The following is an 18,834-nucleotide window of genomic DNA, read 5'->3' as shown; positions in this document are numbered from 1 at the left end:
TGTTCCCCGTCAGGGCTTATGGGGCCAAAGAAGGCAATTGCATAAGAGAGGATTTTGATTTCATTTGAAGTGACGTAAGGAACGAAGAATGAAAGCTAAATCCTCTAGTTCAAAAAGTGGCAAGTCAGCCGCAGATCAAACAGTTAAGAACATCCGCCGCGCGACGCGGAAGATTTATTCGGCCGAGGAGAAGATCCGGATTGTCCTTGAGGGGCTGAGCCGCGAGACATCGGTTGCCGAACTGTGTCGCCGGGAAGGCATCGCGCAGAGCATGTATTACAAATGGTCGAAGGAATTTTTGGAGGCCGGCAAGCAGCGCCTGGCAGGCGATACAGTGCGTGCAGCCACCAGTGACGAGGTAAACGACCTAAGGCGGGAAGCCAGGGACCTGAAGGAAGTGGTGGCGGAGCAAACCCTGGAGATACGGCTACTTAAAAAAAGCGTGGTCGGGGATGGGGGGTACGAAGAATGAGATACTCTGCATCTGAGAAGCTTGAGATCATCCGCACTGTCGAACAGTCACATCTGTCGGCACGTCAGACACTGGACAGGATAGGCATTCCACGCACGACTTTCTACCGCTGGTATGACCGGTATCTGGCCAGTGGCTTTGATGGTCTCAATGACCGGCAGCCGCACCCTGGCGAAGCCTGGAACCGCATCCCGGATCATATCCGTAAACAGGTGCATGATATGGCACTGGACGAGCCAGAACTGAGCCCGAGGGAACTGGCCGTAAAGTTCACGGACAGCAAGGGCTACTTTGTGTCGGAAGCCAGCGTTTACCGCATGCTGAAAGCCGCAAACATGATCACCAGCCCGGCCTATGTGGTGATCAAGGCTGCGGACGAGTTCAAAGACAAGCCGGCGCGCATTAACGAGCAATGGCAGACCGACTTTACCTACTTCAAGATCAAAGGCTGGGGCTGGTATTATCTATCCACGATCCTGGATGATTACAGCCGTTATGTGATCAGTTGGAAGCTTTGCAGCACCATGAAAGCCAAGGATGTGACAGACACAATTGATCAGGCGCTGAATGCTTCTGGCTGTCATGACAAAGCTGCCATGCCCCGCCTGTTATCAGATAATGGTTCGTCCTATGTGGCAGAGGAACTGGCGGACTTCCTGAAGGCCAAGGGCATGGGGCATGTTCGCGGCAGGCCATATCACCCGCAAACACAGGGCAAGATTGAACGCTGGCACCAAACACTGAAGAACCGCATTCTCCTGGATAACTATTATCTACCCGGTCATCTGGAACATGAGATCGGCCAGTTTATCCACTACTATAATCACGAGCGATATCATGAAAGCCTGAACAATCTGACGCCTGCAGATGTCTACTTCGGGCGGGGCCCAACCATTCTGGACAGAAGGAGAAAAATCAAACAACAAACCTTAAGACAACGAGCCTTGCGACATCACGCAAAGGCTGCTTAACTTAAAACAAGATATGAGATCAAAACCTCTCTTATTTTAAGCGCCTACTGGTAACAATTTATCTGACGACGGACATTTTGATCATAATGAAACCGAAAAAAACCTGTTTGTTGGGCAGTCCAAAAACTCAAGTACACCGTTTGCGATTTCAGACTGGTCCGCAAAATCCTCCATGCCTCAATCAAAATGGGAAGCAATCGTTAAGGAAAAGATTAACAAATGCAACATGGTGATCGTCCTTGTCGGAAAGACAATGGCGAGTGCTACCGGCGTTGCGAAGGAAATTTCCATGGCGATCGACCAAGATGTACCTGTGTTTGGTGTTTACGTTGACGGTGCCAATTCAAATAGCAATCTCCCTAAAGGACTTCAGCGAAATCGTACAATTGTATGGACCTGGGATAATGTAGCCAGTGCAATTGATCAAATGATGACTGAAGGCAAAAACAGATAGGAGAAAGTGATGCGCAAGGCACTTGTCATCGGCATTGATGATTATGAAACCATGCCGCTGAACGGCTGTGTGAATGATGCAACAAAGATTGCCTCTCTACTGGAGACCCACGGGGACGGATCCCCGAATTTTGCAGTCAGACGCATAACCAGCAACGATGATGAAGATGAAGTCACGACTGCAGCTCTCACGCATTCTCTTGAGGAACTCTTTTCCGGTGAGGCGGACACAGCACTATTCTATTTCGCAGGCCACGGCATTATTGATCCTCTTGCAAATCAAGGATTTCTTGTAACCGTAGATGGTCACAAACCTAATTGGGGCCTCTCACTTAGCACGATCCTAACAATGGCCAATAGAGCCCATCCTCGGATCAAAAGCAGCATCATTATTCTAGATAGTTGCCATTCGGGTTTCGCCGGTGAGTTGCAGGGGTTAGCACAAGGCGGTGAAATTTCAGCTATTGGCAATGGTGTTACAATCTTAACGGCATGTGATCGGGCCGGTACAGCGGCGGAAGATCCAGCCAATTGCCATGGAACATTTACCTCCCTCCTGTTAGATGCGCTTAACGGAGCGGCCGCAGACATCAGAGGACGGATTTCTCCTGCCTCGATATATAGCCATATCGACCAAACGCTTGGAGTATGGGACCAAAGGCCCATTTACAAAGCAAATGTTAGAACATTCATGTCGCTCAGAGACGTGCCGCCCAAGGTATCTCTGGATGTGCTTAGGCGGCTTCCAATCTACTTTCCAAATGCAAATGATGTATTTGCATTAGATCCTTCCTTCGAACCGGACCGTGGTGAATTCGCCCAAGAGCTAACTCACATCCCTGTCAACGAAGATAACGTCCGAATCTATAAAGAATTGCAACAATGCAGCTACAACAGTCTAGTTCGGCCCTTAGATCAACCCCATATGTGGCATGCCGCCGTCCACGCCACTGGCTGCCGCCTGACTGCGACGGGTGCCCATTATCGCAAATTAGCCGAGATGGGGCGTATATAAGCGATCCTACGCATATAGATAAAACACAGCAGAAAGGGTGATAGGTGCCTGTTTTTATCAGTTATCGACACAATGACCTAGAAAAAGCATTCGCGATTTCCAGACGACTTCAGAACGAAGGCATAACAGTTTATTTGGACAAACTAGACCAAGAGTCATAGACTACATCGGACATTACAGCCTTGATAACCAAACGTATTATGCAGTGCACCCACCTTCTGGCCATTGCATCTCAAACCACTGTGCAATCTTGGTGGGTACCGTTTGAAATAGGCGAAGCGACCATAGTTGACAGGCGCATAGCGACATTTAAGATCGGCCAAACAGACTTGCCCGACTACTTACGTAAGTGGCCCATTATGAGCAGAGAGCCTCATCTGGACTTATTCATAAAGGCTTACAAGGCCGAACAAGTCGGTAGTAGCATCCGCCGTCTGCGTGAGGCCTTGGGAGCAGGCACCGGCGCACTCACGGCTGACCGTTTTCACACGGAACTTAAGCAAAGCATTCGGCGTGGGTACTAAATGGGGATTTTCCAGGGAGCGCGTGGCGGCGCCTTAAACGGTTGGCGCCGTCGCGCATTAGTCCAATGTCAGAACGAAAAGTAAAAGGCAATTGGAGCACCAAAGCACTTACGCCTATTGGCTGGTTCGCCATTTTTTGGTTTTTTTGAACGGCATTAAAACTAAAGAAAATTGCCGTAAAGTGATTTGGCCCACTAAAATGAGAACTCTTTATTCCCTAATACACCACACGAAAATAGGTTAGAGCCAAATGAGGCTACTTCACAAGCTGATGATATTCAGATGATCGGCAAGAAATTGAGCAGTTTTGTTGGAAATACTCGAGTTTTGCTTTTTATTGGCAGCCAATTTGGGAACCCAACACCTCCGCCAAGATTTTTTATTATCGCCGCACTGGACTATGTGCAACCTAGCTAACACTAACAGGACCGGCGGGGCTTAAGACCTAAAGCCATATTGACTCTGTTAACATAGGCACATATATACGGGCTTCAGATAAGGACTCTTGTGTGTTTAGAATAATCGGATCATTGCTGTTATTTTCGATATTTGCGCTTACTTTGGTGCAGGCAGCAGAATCTGTTAGCATCGTGCCTTCTGTTGAACATGATATCGTCTATATTGCTGACGATAATTCTAATCCTGATGCGGCTGAAGAGACACCGCTTCACTGTGTTCATTGTCATGCCGGTCATTATAAAATCCCCACTCAGACATCAAGCACCTATCAATGTGTACACGACAACCAAAATCCGTTCTTAAGTGCTGGTGACCCTTATAAATCTCCTTTGTTTGATATCGTTCGTCCTCCTCGAGGATAACTCCTGATCTAACCTAAATTTTTTTGTTGTGGCGCTACATGGCCCACAGCCTAGTTGGACTATGGAGTTTCGGAATGAAACCGATATACATAGCGCTCGCATTAGTGAGCGCCTCTCTACCTGCGTATGCGCAGGAAAAAAGTGGTGAAAATTGGGGAAAAAACCTAATTACCTTCACCCACAGGCTACCGCAAGTGCAGGCCTTAAAAGAACGTCTATCTGCTGCCAATTATGACCGTACAGCGAAGAGTGCACTCTTGTATAACCCTACGGCATCTTTTGATGTTGTGAACGAAGACACCACAAACTTTCAAGTTGGCATTAATCAAACGCTTGACCTATTCGGAAAACGGCAGATGCGGCGTGAATTTGGTACAGCCCAAGCCAAACTAGCGAAACAATCCTTTGAAGTTGCTTACCAAGACTATCTAGCTGACGTTTTAGTTGGGCTTTCTGAATATGAAGCGGCTAGACTGCAGTTGGTACTTGCCGAGAAGCATGCATCTAATCTGCAAGCTTTAGCTGACCTTACAAAAAAACGATTAGAAAATGGTGATCTAGGCAATGCGGATGGGACGTTGGCGACCCTTGCGCTATCGTCAGCATACCCGACAATTGCTGAAGAACGTACAAAGTCTATAGAAGCCCAAGCCCGCTTAAAGACCTTATTGGGCAGTAGCTTTGCGGACTTCACCACTTTGCCAAACCAAGTAATTTGGCGAGACAGCGGGTCAATTGATACAGACATCCTTTTAGCAGAGTCTCCAAGGGTACGTGAGGCCTATGAGCGGTATCAGGTTGCGAGAGCAGCGATTGGGATTGCGAAGAAAAATCGAAAAGCAGACCCAACGGTGGGTGTTGTGGCCGGCAGAGATGGCGGTGCCGCCCTCGTTGGAGTGAATGTTTCGGTACCCCTCAATATTAGCAAATCCTTCAAGGCCTCTGAACAAGCGACAAGCCGGAGATCCCTGGCCGCAGAAATGGACTATCGTCAAATACAACAAGCTATAGGTGCTGAATTAGAAGGTACACTGTTAGCCTGGCGGGAAAATACGAGGCAACTTGACTTATACGATAATTTGACCGGCGCGGCGCCAGAAGAGGGTCTCAAGCTTCTTAAAGCCCGCTGGGAAATGGGAGATATGAGTACCGCCGAGTTCCTACTCGCTCTAGACCGTTGGCGCGAAAGCGTTGCCGCGGGCATCAAGCTCAGAGCACTTCAGCGCCGCAGTCTCGTTACCTGGCTTCGCACTTCGGGGCAGGTAAAAGACTGGCTAGGCCGTCACTAAAAAGAAATCAAGGAATACCTTATTATGAATACGAACGTAAATTCTCCAATTACGGCGCTAATGCTTGGCATCTCTTTGCTAACAGTTAACTCAATATTATCATTCCCTGTTGATGCATCCGCTGCCGACCAAGTTAGTCTCGGAAATGCAGACGGGTTGGACAATGGCTACAACCCCGATGAACAAGACAAACCTGGACACGATGATCATGATGATGAAGATGATCACGGAGATGACCATGATGACGAAGATGATCACGGAGATGAAGGTGACCATGGTGACGAGGAAGAAGGCTTAATCGAGCTATCCCGTAGCCAAATGGCCGCAGCGAACATATCGGTTGGTACATTGTGGCTGCAAAATGTTCCAGATCAACTTTCCGCCCCGGGCGAAGTTCTCAGTGATGCTTACAGCAACTGGAAAGTCAGTGTGCGTACGCCATCGCTTGTTAAGGCACGACACATAGCACTCGGCTCCAGAGTTAAAGAAAACGATCCAATTGCAACACTATTTAGCGAAGAAATGGCGGTCGCTCAGTCGAGTTTTCTAGTTGCTCGCGATGAATGGGTGCGAGTTCAGGCTCTGGGGAAGGCTGTCACTGGCAACCCGAGGTTTATTCAGGCGGAACAATCGTATTTAGCGACAAAGGCGAAACTGAACATTCTAGGAATGAGCGCTTCGTCCTTGAACAAAATCGATTCTACCGGATTTGTACCCAGCATGGGTGAATATGTCTTAACCGCTCCTACCGAAGGCATTGTGTTAAACGATTCCTTCGTGCAGGGCGCATGGGTAGAAACGGGTACAGAGCTAGCTGAACTGACCAACGAACGACAGCTTTGGATCGAAGCTAAGATTCCAGCTAGTCTTGGCGAGACCATTACGGCAGGGGAAAGTGCTCTTATTGAAAGCGATGGTGGCGAATTTACTGCTCGAGTTATCCAGCAAGCACATATAGTTGATCATGAGACACGTACGAGGGTCATCCGCCTGATAGTCGAGAATCCCGACGAAAAATTGCATCCTGGGCATTTCGTAAATGTAAAATTCAACCTCAGTAGTGGTGGACCAGCTCTCGCTGTTCCTGAAACAGCCTTAATGCGGTCACAGGATGGCGACTGGCAGGTTTTCGTGGAAGAAGACACTGGGCAATTTAGAGCGCAGGAGGTGGCCATTGTACGCAAAACTTCAAGCTTAACTGTGATTGAAGGCATTGATGCTGGTAGCCGCATTGCGCTTACCGGTGCGTTTTTTCTGGCATCTGAGCAGGCTAAAGCCGGCTTCGATATTCATGGCCACTAGGGAGAAGCTCGATGTTAAATAGTCTTATTGATCTCTCGGTACGCAACAGGTTGTTAATTGTTCTCGGCCTAGGCGCATTCCTGATAGCGGCGATTTTTATGATTCCGCGTCTAAATTTGGATGCATTTCCTGATGTGACTAATGTCCAGGTGTCGGTCAATACCGAAGCGCCGGGACTGGCGGCATTAGAGGTGGAACAGTTAATTACTTTCCCTATCGAATCCGTTATGTACGCGTTACCAGACGTAGCTGAAGTGCGTTCAATATCAAAGACAGGACTCTCAATAGTCACGGTAGTTTTTGAAGAAGGAACTGATATCTATTTTGCTCGTCAGCTAATTGGGGAACGGCTACAAGCGGCACGGGAGCTTATACCTGGCGGTATTGGAGTGCCGGACATAGGTCCTAACACTTCAGGCCTTGGTCAAGTATATCAATATCTTTTAAAAGCGGATCCCGATAGCGGCGTTGATATTACTGAACTCAGAAGCCTGAATGACTGGGTTGTCCAGCTTCTTTTGATGCCAATTGACGGCGTGACCGAAGTATTGTCCTTTGGCGGCGAAGTCCGGCAGTATCAGGTCAATCTCGATCCCAATAAATTATTAGCCTTCAATCTGTCGATTGAGGAGATTGAAGGCACAATTGAAGCAAACAACCGCATCGCAGGTGGTTGGTATATGGACAGGGGTCAGGAGCAACTGGTGATCAGGGGAACCGGCTGGCTGGCCTCTGGCGAAGCTGGCCTCCGTAATATTGCCGATATGCCTATCAAGACCATAGACGGTGTGGTCATTAAAATCGGAGACGTTGCACAGGTTGGTTTTGGCGGCGAAATTCGTCAAGGAGCAGTCTCGCTTACTGAGCGGGATGAGAGTGGCAATATTCAACAACTCGGTGAAGTGGTGACCGGTATCGTACTCAAGCGGTTAGGTGCCAACACAAAGGCCACTATTGACGGCATTCAAGAACGCCTTCCCATAATCCAGGGGGCGTTGCCTTCCGGTGTGACAATCGAATCCCTTTATGACCAAGCGGATTTGATTACCAAAGCCGTTGATACAGTCGTCGAAGCGCTTCTATTGGCATTTGTATTCATCATTGTCATTCTAGCTCTGTTTTTGATGAATTTGCGTGCCACGGTTTTGGTCCTGCTATCGATTCCGCTTTCGATTGGTTTGGCGCTTATCGTGATGTCTATGATGGAACTCTCGGCAAACTTAATGTCCCTTGGAGGCCTAGCTGTCGCCATCGGCATGCTTGTTGATGGTTCTGTGGTTATGGTCGAGAATATTTTCAAGCATCTTACACAGAGCAATGGAGATAGCAAAGGAGGCTATGAGCTTCGCGTCCAAGAAGCCGGTCGCGAAGTTGCAAGGCCCGTATTTTTTGCCGCCCTGATAATATTGGTGGTCTTCACACCCATGTTTACGTTTGAAGGCGTGGAAGGCAAATTATTTCAACCCATGGCGATCAGTATTATGGTCGCAGTTTTTGCTGCGGTAGTTGTCGCGCTACTGGTTGTCCCAGCGCTTGCCACTTTTATGTTCCAAAGAGGCGTTAGTGTTAAAGAAAGCCCCGTGCTTCGGCCAATAGAGCGAGGGTATCAACGGTTGCTTCAATGGGTACTCGGCAGGCGATCTGTTGTCATTACAAGCGCAGCAGCTTTGTTTATTGGAGCAATGGCTAGTACGCCGTTTATTGGAACAGAGTTCGTCCCTGAGTTGGAAGAAGGCACTATCAATATACGTGTAACCTTAGCTCCGTCCTCTAGCCTGGAAACAGCCCTAACATTAGCCCCCAAATTGGAAAAAATTCTCGTCGATAATTTTCCTGAGGTTACCTACACGCTAAGTCGAATTGGACGCGCGGAAATTGGTGGGGATCCAGAACCTGTCAGCAACGTTGAAATCTATGTTGGTTTAAAGCCTGTATCAGATTGGGAGACGGCGTCAGACCGCTACGAGCTGCAAAGAAAAATGCAGGATCAACTTTCAGTACATCCAGGGCTTTTATTCAATTTCTCCCAGCCCATCGCAACACGCGTAGATGAACTGCTTTCTGGCGTTAGGGCTCAACTTGCTATCAAACTATTCGGTCCTGACCTCGATACCCTGGTAATGAAAGGACGTGAAATTGAGCGCGTTGTAAAAGGAGTGCAGGGCACCCGCGGCGTCGCACTAGAGCAAGTGAGCGGAGAGGCGCAGCTAGTTGTTTCGCCGAACCGAGAAAAACTATCCCGCTATGGACTCGCTGTTGGCGACGTTATGAGCCTGGTGGAAAAGGGCCTGGGTGGTACAGCAGTAGGGCAAGTTATCAATGGCAATGAACGGTACGACATTTATGTTCGAATTGATGAAGTTTATCGAAACAATGAAAGGACTATTGGAGATTTACGTCTCACAGCTCCAACTGGGGCAATACTCCGGCTTGCTGATGTCGCGAAAGTCGAAATCAAAGATGGCCCCGCACAGATTAGGCGTGATGACGTCCAACGCCGGATCGTGATTCAATCAAATGTTGAAGGTCGTGATATGGGCTCGGTTGTAGCAGACATAAACACGGCGATCAGTGAACAGATAGAATTGCCAACCGGCTACAGCGTGACAATTGGTGGACAATTTGAAAGCCAGCAACGAGCACAAGGTCGTTTAGCCCTCGTGGTTCCTGTTTCAGTTTTACTAATTGCTTTGCTGTTGTACTTCGCCTTCGGTTCAATTGGGCAGGCACTGTTAATCTTGGTGAATGTCCCGCTTGCCCTTGTCGGCGGCATTTTTGCGCTTCTTCTTTCTGGTCAATATCTTTCAGTACCCAGTTCAGTCGGCTTTATTACGCTCTTCGGTGTTGCAGTACTGAATGGTGTGGTGCTTGTGGAAAGCATTAATGGATTGGCAAAAGGTGGCGTTGCCATGGGCGAGGCGGTGTTTAGAGGAACAGTATCCCGCTTACGCCCGGTTTTGATGACCGCCCTTACTTCCGCCCTTGGCCTTATTCCTATGTTGCTTTCGGATGGAGTGGGTGCGGAGATCCAGCGACCATTGGCAACAGTTATCGTTGGGGGCCTGTTTAGTGCGACTGCACTGACGCTACTCGTCCTCCCATGCCTCTATCCCGTGTTTTCTAAACGGATCCTGGCCGCAGATTAGGCTGTCTAAATAGATACTTTGAGCGCGGCTGAAAAGTCGCGCTCAGATCAAACGATTATCCTTCCTGGAGACTGAAATGGCGAACCACTCTCATCCCCACGAGCATAACGGCAAGCTAACCATAGCGGTGTTGATCAATATTCTACTTACTGTCGCACAAGTGATCGGTGGTATGCTTTCGGGAAGCCTGTCACTCATTGCGGATGCCCTTCACAATTTGAGCGATGCTGGTGCTTTAGTTGTTGCAATTCTAGCTCGGAAAATTGGCGCAAAGCCAGCAACCCCATCTATGACATATGGATATAAACGGGCGGAAATTTTGGGAGTTGTGATTAACAGCACTACACTTATTCTAATCGGACTTTATCTGGTTATCGAGGCTATCGACAAATACCTTAATCCTATACCTATCGACGGTTGGATTGTTATCTGGGTCGCTGGTATCGCGCTTATAATTGACGTTTTAACGGCAATACTGACATACAAATCCGGCGCCAGAAATAACATGAATATTCGAGCTGCATTCATACATAATGTGTCAGATGCTATGGCGTCTGTAGCCGTTATTTTTGCTGGCGTTCTCATAATATTTTACGATCTATATGTAGTAGATGTAATAGCTACAATTGGGATATCTCTTTACGTAATATTTCATGGATGTTTACTGCTCAAAAAAGCAATCAAGATATTAATGCAAGCGGTACCGGAGGGGCTAGATATAAAGGTCATGCAGAATGAGCTGGAAAAACTAGATCATGTGAAATCTGTTTCACATATTCATGTTTGGCAACTGGACGAAAACAAGTTGTTTTTTGAAGGGCATGCGCAGATTGCCGGTAACATAGAAGAAACTAAGAAGTTAATGCGATCACTTTTAGAAACGCAGTTCAAAATCACACACTGTACTATTGAAAGTACTGAATAAAAGGAAGCTATTCAGGAATGCCTTTTGAGACAATCCAAGCAAGTCGATTGTCAATGTGGCTCCGCAAGGCATATTCAACAACTGCATTCTCAGATTTATAGTTTGCAGGACGGTACCGAATGTCATTCGAATGGTTGAAATTTCTAAAGCGTTATGTCTCGCAGTGAACCTAGGTACGATAATCGAGCCACTTCGCCTGGAATAATGGGCTGTTCAACGGGCCTCCTTGTAACTTCAATTAATAATCACTTGCAGAAAGCAGCTTGGGATGATAGCTGATGTGATTAATAACGCGAATAATTATCAAGACCCGAAGGAACACTCAATGAACCGCAGTCTTCACACCACCGCAGCAGTGGTTGCACTCATGGCAGGCGCCTCCCAAGTCTACGCGGCCGACAATGCGATTTCTGACCATGCCGAAATGGACCTAATCGACATCGCAATAGAGCGAATTCAGGTAATCGGTAAGACAACCGATCGTAAGCATGTGATCGGTTCTGCAACTCGCCTCAGCGCCGAAGACCTTGAAATTTTTAAGTACCAGGACATCAATAGAGTTCTACGCCTTGTGCCTGGCGTCAATCTGCAAGAAGAGGATGGTTATGGGTTGCGGCCAAACATAGGCCTCCGCGGTTCGGGCGTCGAACGCTCGGCTAAAATTACTTTGATGGAAGACGGTGTATTGATCGCGCCAGCCCCCTATGCATCGCCCTCTGCCTACTATTTCCCGACGGCAGGAAGAATGGAAGCTATTGAAGTTCGTAAGGGTTCTGCAGCTGTCAAGTTTGGACCCCGTTCAGTTGGGGGAGCTATCAACCTCGTCAGCCGTTCAATACCAGAAGGTTTTGGCGGTTTTGCTAATTTAAGCATCGGCAGTGATGGACTGCGTACACTTCATGGAGTTGCTGGCGGTACAGGCAAAAATATTGCGGGTGTCGTCGAAGTGTTCGACAGTAACAATGATGGTTTTAAGAGCCTAACAAATGGTTCTGACACTGGTTACGATATAGAAGACTATCTGGCCAAACTCCGTTTATTTACCGACGAAAATGCAGCGGTACAACAGGCTCTTGAGATTAAGCTTACCAAGACCGATGGTGACTCGAACGAAACATACCTTGGCCTGACCGATGCGGATTTTGAGGCTGACCCCTTTCAACGCTATGTCGCTTCTGAGCTGGACAATATTGATACGGAACATGAACAGGTTCAAATCACCCATGAGTTGCAGTTAGAAAGTGGCTTGGAGTTGGTAACGACGGCCTACCGAAACGAATTTAAGCGTGACTGGTTCAAGTTTCATGACTTGAAGAATACGGTTAGCGAGGGCTGCAACAAAGGGCAGTTCGTCCTGGATAACCCTGTTGCTTGTTCAACGGAACTGTCCTGGCTGAGAGGGAATGCGGACAGCGCTGAGGGAGCTATTCGGATCCGGCATAATGCACGGTCCTATGTATCAAAAGGTATACAATCCGTCATTGCAATTCCATTCACCTCGGGTGATTTAGTTCACGATCTGGAGATATCCGCTCGCTATCACAAAGACTATGAAGACAGGCTGCAATATAACGAGCAGTATACGGTAGTTGGAGGCAGATTGCAGTTTGCTTCGGAAACGAGCCTTGGCAGTGCGGGCAACCGGCTAGTGAGTGCTAACGCTTGGGCGTTTTACGTTCAGGACACAATTAGTTTTGGCAAATGGACTATTGCACCGGGGATTCGTTTTGAAAGCATCGAACTGAACCGCTCCGACTGGGCCGGCGATGATCCAGAACGCAGCGGCCTCGAAAATGCACGTGAGACCACTAACGTAAACACTTTTGTACCGGGCCTGGGCATTAGATATGAGGTCAATAAAAACCTCACCTTAACAGGCGGTATCTTTAAAGGTTTCAACCCTCCTGGCGCAGGAAACCCTGACGCGCAGGAAGAAAAAAGTCTAAATTTTGAATTCGGCGCCATCTATGACAACAACGGTGCCTATGTTGAAGGAATGGCCTTCTACAGCGATTATTCGAACATACTTGGAACTTGCACCGCAGCTGTTGGTTGCTCCGATGCCGAAATCGGCGATCAATTCAATGGCGGTGAAGCGCGGATCATGGGACTGGAGTTTTTAGCAGGATACACTGCGGCGTTCGATGGCGACTGGGAGCTGCCTCTGTATATAAACTATACGTTTACTGACGCCGAGTTCGGTACGGATTTTGAGGGCAGTTTCTGGGGCGACGTTGTGAGGGGAGACGATTTTCCTTACCTGTCAAGACATCAGCTAACAATGAGCGCGGGCATGAACAATGATAACTTTAGCTTTGTCTTGCAGGCAAATTATGTCTCAGCCACTCGAGTAACCGCCGGATCCGGTGAAATCGCCTCCAGCGATCGTGTTGATGGCCGGGTGGTTTTTGACTTGGCTGCACAGTATCAGGTATCTGAGGCCATCACACTATTCGCGACTATCGATAATCTTTTTGACAAAACCTACTCGGTTGCGCGTCGCCCGATAGGCCTGCTACCTGGCAAGCCCCGTACGTGGACCAGCGGTGTCAAATTCACCTTCTAATTATCTAGAATGATAGTAAGAAAGCTTGTCAGGGAGAGGGAAGGTAATAGCTTCCCTTTTGCTGCGAACCCCTATGTGGCTGTCAGTCACCTCTTATAATGCAGCGATCCAATTATCAGTTTAGTTAATTACATCGGCAAACTACAGTAACAGGCATTTCACCAGCCTTCTCCAATTAGGCTATCAAAACCAGATTTGATAGATTGGGAAGTGTTATTGGATTGTTCTGGGTAGTGTGCCTAAAAAGAAGGCGAGTGTTACATTCAACACGTCAGCAGTTCAACTGGTAACCAGTATGGGGAAATTTCTATTAGAACTTGCTAATATATTAGCTTAAGAGCTACGGAGATAACGCCTAAGAAAATCAATATTGATGTAAAGTTTATGCTTGACCTTCCGGTAACTGGAATAACTAAGCTCATCTACTTAAACAAGGACTCAACTAACGAACAAAGAGAAGTGCGCATCTGTGTCTAAAAGTGCCTTCAATTCATATCTGAAGCTATCCGCTGCCGTAGTTCTAGGAGCAATTTTGCTGTACCTGTTATGGTCGGCCGAACAAACGAATAAATTTGTTGTAAAACTGCAGCCAAATAACCCCCAAATCATTGAGATAGGCAAGAGGATTTATGAAGAACAGTGCGCGGCCTGCCACGGTGCAAATCTCGAAGGTGAGCCAAACTGGAAACAGCGCAAGCCAAATGGCCGAATGCCTGCACCACCTCACGACGCTTCTGGTCATACATGGCACCACCCTGAACAAACATTATTTGCCGTAACAAAGTTTGGACCCGCAGCAATGGCCGGAACTGGTACTTATAAAAGCGACATGCCAGCATATGAAGATACACTTACTGATGAAGAAATAGTCGCCGTTCTGTCATTCATTAAAAACAGATGGCCAGCTGGCATTCGACAACGTCACGACGAGATGGAGCGTAGAATTGCTGAAAGTGGTCAATGAAGATCAGGTTTTAAAAGAGGGTAGCCAAGTCCAGCAGACCGAGCCACCCTTCAAAGCTATTTCTAGTGAAGATCGACCAGCGAGTCTAAAATAGCACATTCAGACTTGCCGTCGGCGTTGCACCTTTTTGTCATGTCACTGAGCTGGTCATGAAGGTTTGTCAGGTGTTCAATCTTCTCTTCAATACGCTTCAGATGCTCTGTGGTAAATTCTTTAACGGCAGCGTTGCTGCGATTGGGATTCTGGTAGAGTTCCAGAAGAGTTTTGCTCTCAGCAAGACTGAACCCCAGGTCTCGGGCGTTTTTTACCAGCGCCAGAGCTTGGACATCGCTTGGCCGGAAATAGCGAAATCCATTATCCGAGCGCAGTGGCGCGACCAGACCAATATCTTCATAGTATCTGATAGTCTTTTGGGGCAGTCCGACAGACGCGGCTGCTTCCCCAATTTTCATAACGGCATTCATCACTAAACCTCAAGAATAAGTGTCGAATACCTTGAACCCTTGTCCAGACTATATACTAAAGAGTTTGGTTCGATAAGCTTTTTTTTGGTACTGCTTGACGTAAGTCAAACACAAGATTACTCAGTTGGGGTCTCCTGCATGTAAGGAGAGGTAGGGTTGTGAGCCTGCTAAAACACATTCTGTTCCTTTTATTGATTGTCGCCCTCGCGGTTACACCAGGAACAGTGAGTCATGAGGTGGAAGCCTCAGACTCACCGGCTATTGCAACCTGCGCTACTGATTTTGGCGATCTCCTGAGCCAACTAGGCCAGGCTAGTGCGAACGTGAACAGTGATCAAATAAGCAAGGCATTTTGCGGTCACTTTACCGTCGATCTCGACCATACAGCAGACGCAAGCAGCAACGAGATGGTGCATTCAACCCCCCTCTTTTTTGCTCAATCTAATCCGTTGGCAAATGCTGACTTGTTAGCAGAAACACTTATTTTGCCAGTTGAGCAGCAGCTCCACTCCCTTCACCCAGAAGTCGCTCCCCATCCCCCAAAAGCATAGCAGCCGAGGTCGGCTGCCCGCGCCTTTATGACACCTTGAACCCTTTCTATGAACCGGGCAAGGGCGGCTAACAGGCCTCATCTGACTACCTAATAATCATAATCACGTTATTTTGGGAGAATTGCTATGAAAGCAATTTCTTACTGGGGTATCGCCGCGACTATGGCAACTGCTGTAGCCACTTCAGGCCTTACCGCACCTCTACATGCACAGGATGCAGATGAGGTAAAACTTCTTGAGCGATTGAATTCACTTGAGAGCGAAATTCAAAAACTGAAAGAACAACTTAAGGAGACTAAGAAACAAGCTGCTGATACGAAAAAGGTGGCTGAAAAGGCAGAAAAAAAAGCTGTTAGCGCTATAGCGGCAAAAGATGTTGTGAGAGCCAATAGCTGGCACCTGGCCGGTTATGCTGATGTGGGAATTGAATTTAGTGATGGTGAAAACGCCGACACCTTTACAAGTGGCAAATTCAATCCTGCCTTCCATTTCCAGTTCAAAGACATTGTACTTTTTGAATCAGAGTTTGAAATTAAGACCTCAAACACCGGCGAAACCGACATTGCGCTTGAATATAGCCAGCTTGATTTCCTACTCCATGACAATGCTGTTTTAGTTGCCGGTAAATTTCTTAGTCCCGTAGGGCAGTTCCAAGAAAGACTGCATCCCAGTTGGATCAACAGGGCGACCAACGCCCCGGCTGGTTTCGGGCACGGTGGTATCCAGCCTCTTAGTGAGGTTGGTTTGATGCTGCGTGGCGGGGTACCCATTGGTGAAAAGTTATTTACCTATTCGGTTTCTCTCGGGAACGGCCCAAGAGCGGGCCATGACGGAGTCGAGCTCGAAGGTTTTGGCCGCGATGATAATTCCAACAAAGCTCTTAGCGGCCGCCTAGCTTTTTTCCCATTCGACAACCTGGAAATTGGTGGCTCATTCTTGACGGCCAAGATCGCGCCTGAAGCCGAAGAAGAGGGCGACGGTCACGATGATGAGGTAGAAGTCGAGGATGACCATGATGACGCCGAAGAGGTAATTGCTGACGTTGCACAAAGCGATTACGACCTTTGGGGCTTTGATATGGCCTATACCGGAGGCAACTGGGATATCCGCGCCGAGTATCTAACCGCCGATCTGAAAGGATTAGGTGGTGACGACGATCACGGCGATGCACCAGAACCCATTTCATGGGAGGCTTGGTACGCGCAAGCTGCTTACCGTTTGTCTGGCGTGACTGATTCGGCCTTCATTCATAAGCTCGAGCCGATGGTTCGTTACGGACGCTTTACAGCAGAGGGTGACCACGAGCTGGAAGATGAACTCAGCGAGAAGAGATTCAATGTTGGCCTGAACTATTGGGTCAGTCCTTCTGTGGTCGTCAAGACAGGCCTCGAATTTCGTAACTACCTCGCTGAACACCGAGAAGACGATACTCGCCTTCAATTCCAGCTCTCTTACGGTTTCTAAATATAGAAAGGAGAATGACAATGCGAAAAATTAACGCAATGCTACCATTTCTGGCGATAGCCGGGTTCGTTGGTTTCCTTAGTTTTGGAGCAGCAACTGCGCAGCAGACAAAGGAAAAAGTAGATCCTCAACAGTTTGCGCGAGGCGCAAAAGCCTGGGCAAAAACCTGCGCTCGCTGCCACAACATGAGAAGTGCACAAGATAACTCTGACGAAGAATGGCATGTCGATGTCACTCACATGCGAGTACGCGGAAATATCCCTGGCGACGTAGCGCGCGATATTGAAGCGTTTCTACGCGCTAGCAACAAATAGGGGCTGCATATGAGAACCTATTTATCAGTGGCATCTGCATTGGCCCTAAGTCTTGGTTCTACCGTTCATGCGAACTGTCCGTCGTCAGATAAATTGTTACCAGTAGGCGCTTAAAATAAGAGAGGTTTTGATCTCATATCTTGTTTTAAGTTAAGCAGCCTTTGCGTGATGTCGCAAGGCTCGTTGTCTTAAGGTTTGTTGTTTGATTTTTCTCCTTCTGTCCAGAATGGTTGGGCCCCGCCCGAAGTAGACATCTGCAGGCGTCAGATTGTTCAGGCTTTCATGATATCGCTCGTGATTATAGTAGTGGATAAACTGGCCGATCTCATGTTCCAGATGACCGGGTAGATAATAGTTATCCAGGAGAATGCGGTTCTTCAGTGTTTGGTGCCAGCGTTCAATCTTGCCCTGTGTTTGCGGGTGATATGGCCTGCCGCGAACATGCCCCATGCCCTTGGCCTTCAGGAAGTCCGCCAGTTCCTCTGCCACATAGGACGAACCATTATCTGATAACAGGCGGGGCATGGCAGCTTTGTCATGACAGCCAGAAGCATTCAGCGCCTGATCAATTGTGTCTGTCACATCCTTGGCTTTCATGGTGCTGCAAAGCTTCCAACTGATCACATAACGGCTGTAATCATCCAGGATCGTGGATAGATAATACCAGCCCCAGCCTTTGATCTTGAAGTAGGTAAAGTCGGTCTGCCATTGCTCGTTAATGCGCGCCGGCTTGTCTTTGAACTCGTCCGCAGCCTTGATCACCACATAGGCCGGGCTGGTGATCATGTTTGCGGCTTTCAGCATGCGGTAAACGCTGGCTTCCGACACAAAGTAGCCCTTGCTGTCCGTGAACTTTACGGCCAGTTCCCTCGGGCTCAGTTCTGGCTCGTCCAGTGCCATATCATGCACCTGTTTACGGATATGATCCGGGATGCGGTTCCAGGCTTCGCCAGGGTGCGGCTGCCGGTCATTGAGACCATCAAAGCCACTGGCCAGATACCGGTCATACCAGCGGTAGAAAGTCGTGCGTGGAATGCCTATCCTGTCCAGTGTCTGACGTGCCGACAGATGTGACTGTTCGACAGTGCGGATGATCTCAAGCTTCTCAGATGCAGAGTATCTCATTCTTCGTACCCCCCATCCCCGACCACGCTTTTTTTAAGTAGCCGTATCTCCAGGGTTTGCTCCGCCACCACTTCCTTCAGGTCCCTGGCTTCCCGCCTTAGGTCGTTTACCTCGTCACTGGTGGCTGCACGCACTGTATCGCCTGCCAGGCGCTGCTTGCCGGCCTCCAAAAATTCCTTCGACCATTTGTAATACATGCTCTGCGCGATGCCTTCCCGGCGACACAGTTCGGCAACCGATGTCTCGCGGCTCAGCCCCTCAAGGACAATCCGGATCTTCTCCTCGGCCGAATAAATCTTCCGCGTCGCGCGGCGGATGTTCTTAACTGTTTGATCTGCGGCTGACTTGCCACTTTTTGAACTAGAGGATTTAGCTTTCATTCTTCGTTCCTTACGTCACTTCAAATGAAATCAAAATCCTCTCTTATGCAATTGCCTTCTTTGGCCCCATAAGCCCTGACGGGGAACA

General features: G+C 48.2%; 16 protein-coding genes. 14 read left to right on the top strand and 2 right to left on the bottom strand.

The features are described 5' to 3' along the window. Positions 1–88: 88 nt before the first annotated feature. From KORM41_RS13050 to KORM41_RS21580, 11 genes are all read left to right on the top strand, one after another. Positions 89–1,443 (top strand): IS3 family transposase gene (locus tag KORM41_RS13050; protein ID WP_156431865.1). Its coding sequence is split into 2 segments (ribosomal slippage): positions 89–433 and positions 436–1,443, totalling 1,353 coding nucleotides; the frame shifts between segments, so codons are not numbered across the junction. A 103-nt stretch (positions 1,444–1,546) separates the two neighbouring features. Then, on the top strand, positions 1,547–1,897 hold the full coding sequence (locus tag KORM41_RS13045; protein WP_082719919.1) for a TIR domain-containing protein: 351 nt from the start codon (positions 1,547–1,549) through the stop codon (positions 1,895–1,897). A 9-nt stretch (positions 1,898–1,906) separates the two neighbouring features. Then, on the top strand, positions 1,907–2,911 hold the full coding sequence (locus KORM41_RS13040; protein ID WP_068148728.1) for a caspase family protein: 1,005 nt from the start codon (positions 1,907–1,909) through the stop codon (positions 2,909–2,911). A 44-nt stretch (positions 2,912–2,955) separates the two neighbouring features. Beyond that, a complete protein-coding gene (locus tag KORM41_RS22510; protein ID WP_197421140.1) occupies positions 2,956–3,072 on the top strand; it encodes a TIR domain-containing protein in 117 nt (38 codons plus the stop codon). Positions 3,073–3,944: 872 nt separating this feature from the next. Continuing rightward, positions 3,945–4,256 (top strand): hypothetical protein, encoded by a 312-nt coding sequence (locus KORM41_RS21885; RefSeq protein ID WP_156431980.1) that lies wholly within the window; start codon positions 3,945–3,947, stop codon positions 4,254–4,256. A 74-nt stretch (positions 4,257–4,330) separates the two neighbouring features. Further along, positions 4,331–5,545: a TolC family protein gene (locus tag KORM41_RS13030; RefSeq protein WP_068148725.1), complete on the top strand. Its 1,215-nt coding sequence runs from the start codon at positions 4,331–4,333 to the stop codon at positions 5,543–5,545. A gap of 24 nt (positions 5,546–5,569) precedes the next feature. Next, complete coding sequence (locus KORM41_RS13025; protein ID WP_082719917.1) at positions 5,570–6,847, top strand: efflux RND transporter periplasmic adaptor subunit; 1,278 nt, start codon at positions 5,570–5,572, stop codon at positions 6,845–6,847. A gap of 11 nt (positions 6,848–6,858) precedes the next feature. Continuing rightward, positions 6,859–9,993: an efflux RND transporter permease subunit gene (locus KORM41_RS13020; protein WP_068148719.1), complete on the top strand. Its 3,135-nt coding sequence runs from the start codon at positions 6,859–6,861 to the stop codon at positions 9,991–9,993. A gap of 76 nt (positions 9,994–10,069) precedes the next feature. Then, positions 10,070–10,918 carry a cation diffusion facilitator family transporter gene (locus KORM41_RS13015; protein WP_068148714.1) on the top strand — a complete coding sequence of 283 codons (849 nt, stop codon included), beginning with the start codon at positions 10,070–10,072 and terminating at the stop codon, positions 10,916–10,918. 325 nt (positions 10,919–11,243) lie between these two features. Next, a complete protein-coding gene (locus tag KORM41_RS13010; protein ID WP_197421138.1) occupies positions 11,244–13,484 on the top strand; it encodes a TonB-dependent receptor family protein in 2,241 nt (746 codons plus the stop codon). Positions 13,485–13,953: 469 nt separating this feature from the next. Next, positions 13,954–14,448, top strand: a complete 495-nt coding sequence (locus tag KORM41_RS21580; protein WP_197421136.1) for a c-type cytochrome — start codon at positions 13,954–13,956, stop codon at positions 14,446–14,448. A gap of 62 nt (positions 14,449–14,510) precedes the next feature. On the opposite strand, the gene KORM41_RS13005 is transcribed toward KORM41_RS21580, so the two are convergent. Further along, positions 14,511–14,912, bottom strand: coding sequence for a MerR family transcriptional regulator (locus tag KORM41_RS13005; RefSeq protein WP_231727267.1), 402 nt, complete (start codon positions 14,910–14,912; stop codon positions 14,511–14,513). Between the two features lie 158 nt (positions 14,913–15,070). Here KORM41_RS13005 and KORM41_RS13000 point away from each other — a divergent pair, with 158 nt between their 5' ends. The 3 genes from KORM41_RS13000 to KORM41_RS12990 all read left to right on the top strand — a co-directional run bounded on the left by KORM41_RS13000 (position 15,071) and on the right by KORM41_RS12990 (position 17,241). Next, positions 15,071–15,463 carry a hypothetical protein gene (locus tag KORM41_RS13000; protein WP_068148710.1) on the top strand — a complete coding sequence of 131 codons (393 nt, stop codon included), beginning with the start codon at positions 15,071–15,073 and terminating at the stop codon, positions 15,461–15,463. 126 nt (positions 15,464–15,589) lie between these two features. Further along, positions 15,590–16,927 carry a porin family protein gene (locus KORM41_RS12995; protein WP_068148707.1) on the top strand — a complete coding sequence of 446 codons (1,338 nt, stop codon included), beginning with the start codon at positions 15,590–15,592 and terminating at the stop codon, positions 16,925–16,927. 20 nt (positions 16,928–16,947) lie between these two features. Beyond that, on the top strand, positions 16,948–17,241 hold the full coding sequence (locus tag KORM41_RS12990; protein WP_068148701.1) for a hypothetical protein: 294 nt from the start codon (positions 16,948–16,950) through the stop codon (positions 17,239–17,241). Positions 17,242–17,391: 150 nt separating this feature from the next. Here the strand turns inward: KORM41_RS12990 and KORM41_RS12985 are convergent. After that, positions 17,392–18,746, bottom strand: a protein-coding gene (locus KORM41_RS12985; RefSeq protein ID WP_156431865.1) for an IS3 family transposase whose coding sequence is annotated in 2 segments (ribosomal slippage) — positions 17,392–18,399 and positions 18,402–18,746 — 1,353 coding nt in all. Because the reading frame shifts where the segments join, the coding sequence is not laid out codon by codon here. Positions 18,747–18,834 lie beyond the last annotated feature (88 nt).

Source organism: Kordiimonas lipolytica, from assembly GCF_001550065.1.
This window is presented reverse-complemented; position numbering and strand designations above follow the sequence as displayed.